This is a genomic window from Actinoplanes palleronii, from assembly GCF_016862315.1.
GTDB classification, from domain to species: domain Bacteria; phylum Actinomycetota; class Actinomycetes; order Mycobacteriales; family Micromonosporaceae; genus Actinoplanes; species Actinoplanes palleronii.
In genome coordinates, this window is the sequence record NZ_BOMS01000090.1 from 1 (window position 1) to 4,996 (window position 4,996).

A 4,996-nucleotide genomic window follows, 5' to 3' on the forward strand; every position below is an offset into this window, starting at 1 on the left:
GCCGCCGGGCATCCCGCCGCCGGGCATGCCACCCAGACCGCTGCCACCGGGGTTCGCACCACCGGGCGCGTCCGGCACGTCGACCGATCCGATGGTGGTGGGCTTCCAGTCCGACTCGTCGCCGGTCAGCAGGCCGTGCGAGTCCGGGGCGTCCGGCAGGCTCACGCCGCCGGCGCCACCGCCCGCGCCGCCACCGGGCATGCCGCCGCCCGGCATTCCCGCGCCCACGCCACCGCCACTGCCACCACCGACGCCGGGGCCGGTGAGGCCGGGGATGTCGATGCCACCACCGATGCCGGTGCCGCCGGACGTGTTCGCGGTCGGCGCGGACGGCACCTTCGGCGGGGTGAACGCGCCCACGCCGCCACCGGACCCGATGCCGCCGCCGGACCCGGAGCCACCACCGATGCCGGTGCCGCCGGACGTGCCGGGCGGCTTGGGCAGTGTCGGCGCGGTGAACGCCGGAACACCGCCGCCGGTCAGGCCCGATCCGCCGCTGCCGCCACCGATCCCGGTGCCGGTCGGTGTGTCGAAGCCGGGCAGGCCCGTGGTCGGTGTGCTGAAGCTCGGCGTGGAGATGTTCGGGGTGCTGATGTTCGGCGTGCTGATGTTCGGGGTCGAGATGTTCGGCGTCGAGATGTTCGGGGTGCTGACGTTCGGCGTCGAGATGTTCGGCGTGCTGATGTTGGGCGTCGAGATGTTCGGCGTGCTGATGTTGGGCGTGGAGATGTTCGGGGTGCTGACGTTCGGCGTGCTGACGTTCGGCGTCGAGATGTTCGGGGTGCTGATGTTGGGCGTGCTGATGTTGGGCGTCGAGATGTTCGGGGTGCTGACGTTCGGCGTCGAGACGTTCGGGGTGCTGGGGCTCGGGGTCGGCGTGTTCACCGGGGCGTTGCTGCCGGTGTTCGCGTTCACCGCGCTGGTGGTCGCCTCGTACTGGGTGGCCACCGTGTCGACGACCTTGAGCATCGCCTCGGTCATCGGCTTCTCGAACGGGCTGCCGGTGATCGAAACCAGGCCGTTGCCGCCGACCGCGTTGTTCGCCTCCCGGGACAGCGCCGCGAACGACTCGTCGAGGTAGGCCATCGTCTTCTGGCCCCACTGCAGGTACTGGGCACTCGCGTTGAGCTGCGACGGGACCGAGTTGATGCTGCCGATCCCGGCCGCGCCGGAGATGTGCTCGGCCTGCTTGCCGATGCTCTTGGAGAGCCCCTCCATCTTGGTGAGGAACGCGTTCGCGGCCGTCCCCTGCCAGCCCCGGCCCTCACCGGCGATCGCCTTGGACTGGTCGTGCACAAACGTCTCGAGCCACAGCAGCGTGCTGAGCGCGCGCTGGAAGGCGGCATACGCGTCCATCACGGACTGCGCGTTGACCAGCGTGGCGGCCCGGGCGATCTGCTCCGGCGTGGCGATGCCCGCGGCGCCGGTGATCGAGGCCCGCAGCATCGCCCAGCCGCCGGACGTCCGGGCCCAGCCCTGGTAGTCGTTGAGGTCCGTCGCGTCGACGGTGGTCGGCGACCACCAGCCGCCCCCGGATTCTTCCCAGTCCTTGCGGTCGTACTGCTTCGCCATCGCCCTGATCCTCGAGAGAACTGAAAGTTACGCGCGCCGGGCCACGGCCGGGCCCGGCGCTGCGGCGGTCAGGCGGAGCTGCTGCCGTGGTTGCCGACGCTGGTGATCTGGGCCCAGGCGTCGTCCATCACGCCGTCGAGCTGGGTGGTCGTGACGGTGTTGAACTCCTCGGCCGTCTCGTACTCGTCCATCATCTGCTTCAGGTCGACCTGCAGGTCGACCAGCGCCGTCTGCAGCGTCAGCATCAGGTCCATCGCCTCGCCCTTGAGACCCGAGCTGGTCGAGCCGGTGCCCTCGATCTTCTGGCGCATCACCTCGGCCTTGGCGAAACCGCCCGGCTTCATGTGGACGTCCTTGAGCTGGTTGTGCGCATCGATCAGGATCCCGGTGCCGGCGGGGTCGGCGACCGCCTTCAGCGCGTCGATGAAGTGCTGGATCGCCTGGTGGCTGACGACCAGGTTGCCGTCCGGGTTGTTCTGCACGTCGTACGCGGGGATGTTCGGCCGGACGAAGCCGGAATCCTTCGTCGGGATGTACGTGTGGTGCGGGTCAAACGCGTCCGGCTTGACCGTGGCCGGCTGGGTCGTGCCCTGGTAGGTCTTGACGAGCTCTTTCCAGTGGCTCGTTTCGAGCACATTGTCCTTGTACCACTGGTAGGTGTCTTTTTGTTCCTGGTTGTACCCGTTCCAGTCGAACGGCGGCTGGTACCTGCCGGTGTGGGTCGCGTTCCAGTGCGAGATGTCCTGATGGATCTTGTCGATCAACGAGTCGGTCCAGCCCGCCGGCTTGCCGATGGTGCCGTCGTGCGTGCCGAGGACGCCGATCTGCTTGATCGCCTCGGTGTTGGCGTAGTCCATGTTCGCGCCCATGTCAGCTGACCTCCGTCGCTCGGGCTTGGTGAGAACGCATCGCCGGCCTGGTCAGGCACGCCAGGCCGGCGAGGAACCGGCCCTGCGGCCGGCGGGGTGGGCCGGCGTCGTGCGACGCCGGCCCGGGCGGTCAGCCGCCGCGGACGTCGTTCCAGATCGAGGCCTGCCGCTGCTCGGTCGTGCCGTAGTTGTCCGAGATCTGCAGCAGGGTGGAGCGCGCCTGGTCGAGATAGGTGGACATCTCGTTGGCGGACTGGTCCCAGACCTGCTTGGAGACCGTGTACTGCTCGCGGGCGGCACCCGTCCAGTCGGCCATGCTGCGCTCGACACTCTGCTCCATGTCGGTCAGCGCCGACTTGATGCGGGTGTTGATCTGGTTCATGTCGTACAGGGTGGCATCGGCCTGATTGAAGTCGAACCGGAAGTCGGACACCGTGTCGGGTCCTTTCTGAAGCTGAGGGGTGGTGGGGAGGGCGGATCAGATACCGGGGAGGGCCTGCCCGAACGACTGCGCGGTCTGCGCCGCCGAGTCCTCGGCCTCGGTGTAGCCCTTGGTCGTGACACCCATCACTTCGAGCATGTTGACCAGCTCGTCGATGACCCGCTTGAACGAGTTCTCCCAGCTGTCCATGGCCTGGTTGAAGCCGTTGGACGCCGTGCCGGTCCAGCTGCTCTGCAGGGTGGCCATGTTGGAGTTGACGTTCTGCAGGTAGCCGGTGAACTCGGTGGCCCGGTCGGAGAACTGCTGGGCAGCGAACTGCATGCCTTGCTGGCTGGTTTGCACCGTAGGCATCGTCACGTCGGTAGCTCCTCTTCGTGGTACAGGTCTGGGAACACACGGTCCGAAGTGGATGCCGATTCGCGCCAAAGCTGTTTACGACATCCGTCCCGATCCACGCATGTCGACGTCATGAAACCGCCCGCCATGAGACCTGTCAAACACCAGCGGCAGAAGACGGGCATCTTTTGGGCAGGGCGCAATCAGGAAAACATACGGAGACAAGGCGACGTAACGACGAATTTTCCCAAGCTTGCTATTGTCTCGCGGGCCTGGGCTGCACCGCCGCCGCAGGTGCTCACCGAGGGGGTTGCATGAACGGCAGCGAGCGCATCGAGCAGCTCTTCGCGGAGTACCAGCGACAACGCGACAACCTCGCGGACATGCAGCGGAAAATGAGCGAGATCTCGGCCTCGGCCACCTCACCGCGCCGCGAAGTCACCGTCACGGTCGGTCAGAACGGGGTGCTCACCGACATCCAGTTCGCCAACGGCACCTACCGCCGGATGACACCGTCCGATCTGACCGCTGTGGTTATGACCACATTCGCCGAGGCGAAGGAGGCGGCCATGGACCAGGCCGCGCAGATCCTCGCCCCGATGCTGCCGGACGGCCTGAACGCCGCGGATCTGGTGCGGGGCAAGGCCGGTGCCGACGCGTACCTGCCGGCCGAACCGCGGATCGCGACCAGCGTCCGCGAGATGCTCGGGATGCGGGGGCCGACGGCATGAGTACCGCGCGCGGACAGATGTGGGTCAACCCCGACGGCGTCGTCAACGTCGGCCGGGCCTACGGCGAGCACTCCGACACGTACGCCCGGCACGTGCGGGCCATTCACCAGCTGCGCAACCAGTACGGCGAGGCGTGGGGCGACGACGAGACCGGCCGGGAGTTCTCCAAGAAGTTCCTGGCCGGGCTGGACCAGCTGGAGGCGCTGGTCGGCTCGGTCCGGGGGACCCTGGACTACACCTCCGAGGGCCTGACCACCGGCGGCCGGCAGTACCGCGCGGCCGACGACGACGCGCGCACCGCGGGCTACAAGATGGAGCAGGACTTCAGCGACCTGTCGGTGCCCACCGGCACCGTCGCCGCCCGGGTCACCGAGGGCATCCCGGCCGAGCCGATGTCCCGGCTCTCCCGGTCCACGCGGCCCGGCACCGAGACACAGCCGCTGCTCGCCCGGACCATGTCCGCCCGGACCGAGGCGCAGCCACTGCTCGCCCGCACCCTGGCGGCCGACACCGAGGGGCAGCCGCTGCTTGCCCGGACCCTGTCGGCCCGGACCGAGGGGCAGCCACTGCTCGCCCGCACCTTGGCGACCGAGACCGAGGGGCGGCCGCTGCTCGCCAAGACGGCCCGGCTGGCCGTGGCGGACTCCGACGGCCTGCCGCTGGAAGACGCCCAGCTCACCCCACGGATCAGCGCCGCGCTCACGCCGGCCATCCCGGCGATCTCGTCGTACGTGGCCAAGCCCGAGTACACGACCGCGCTCGTCGACGGCCGGCCGCTGCCCGAGGGCTACCGCCTCGAGGCGTTGAACCCGTTCGCCGACGGCACCACCCGCATCGACGCCAGCCTCTACGACGCGGTGGCCCCGATCGGTCACACCCCGGTCACCGACGCCGAGGGCCGGCCGCTCGACCCGGACGGCAGGCAGTTCTTCATGGTCAAGGACAACCCGCAGGCCGACCCGACGGCGTCCGGCTACCGGCCGATGTTCCTCAGCTTCACCGCGGACGGCAGCGCCGCACCGCTCGGCCCGGCCTACTGACCTCCC

The 4,996-nt window shown here is 68.8% G+C and carries 5 protein-coding genes and 1 pseudogene; 2 read left to right on the forward strand and 4 right to left on the reverse strand.

Features of this window, described 5'->3' with window-relative positions; translation table 11 throughout:
• From Apa02nite_RS28465 to Apa02nite_RS28480, 4 genes and pseudogenes are all read right to left on the reverse strand, one after another.
• Nucleotides 1-1,572: pseudogene (locus Apa02nite_RS28465) on the reverse strand (hypothetical protein); the annotation flags it as partial.
• 68 nt (nt 1,573-1,640) lie between these two features.
• Nucleotides 1,641-2,441 (reverse strand): hypothetical protein, encoded by an 801-nt coding sequence (locus Apa02nite_RS28470; protein ID WP_203827738.1) that lies wholly within the window; start codon nt 2,439-2,441, stop codon nt 1,641-1,643.
• Between the two features lie 130 nt (nt 2,442-2,571).
• The gene (locus tag Apa02nite_RS28475; RefSeq protein WP_067707104.1) at nt 2,572-2,874 is read right to left on the reverse strand and encodes a WXG100 family type VII secretion target; all 303 of its coding nucleotides are present in this window, start codon (nt 2,872-2,874) and stop codon (nt 2,572-2,574) included.
• A 45-nt stretch (nt 2,875-2,919) separates the two neighbouring features.
• Nucleotides 2,920-3,240, reverse strand: coding sequence for a WXG100 family type VII secretion target (locus Apa02nite_RS28480; protein ID WP_067707101.1), 321 nt, complete (start codon nt 3,238-3,240; stop codon nt 2,920-2,922).
• 293 nt (nt 3,241-3,533) lie between these two features.
• Between Apa02nite_RS28480 and Apa02nite_RS28485 the strand changes: the two genes are divergently transcribed.
• Nucleotides 3,534-3,950, forward strand: a complete 417-nt coding sequence (locus Apa02nite_RS28485; protein WP_203827739.1) for a YbaB/EbfC family nucleoid-associated protein — start codon at nt 3,534-3,536, stop codon at nt 3,948-3,950.
• On the forward strand, nt 3,947-4,990 hold the full coding sequence (locus Apa02nite_RS28490) for a hypothetical protein (protein WP_203827740.1): 1,044 nt from the start codon (nt 3,947-3,949) through the stop codon (nt 4,988-4,990). The genes Apa02nite_RS28485 and Apa02nite_RS28490 overlap by 4 nt, the downstream gene beginning before the upstream one ends.
• Nucleotides 4,991-4,996: the final 6 nt, after the last annotated feature.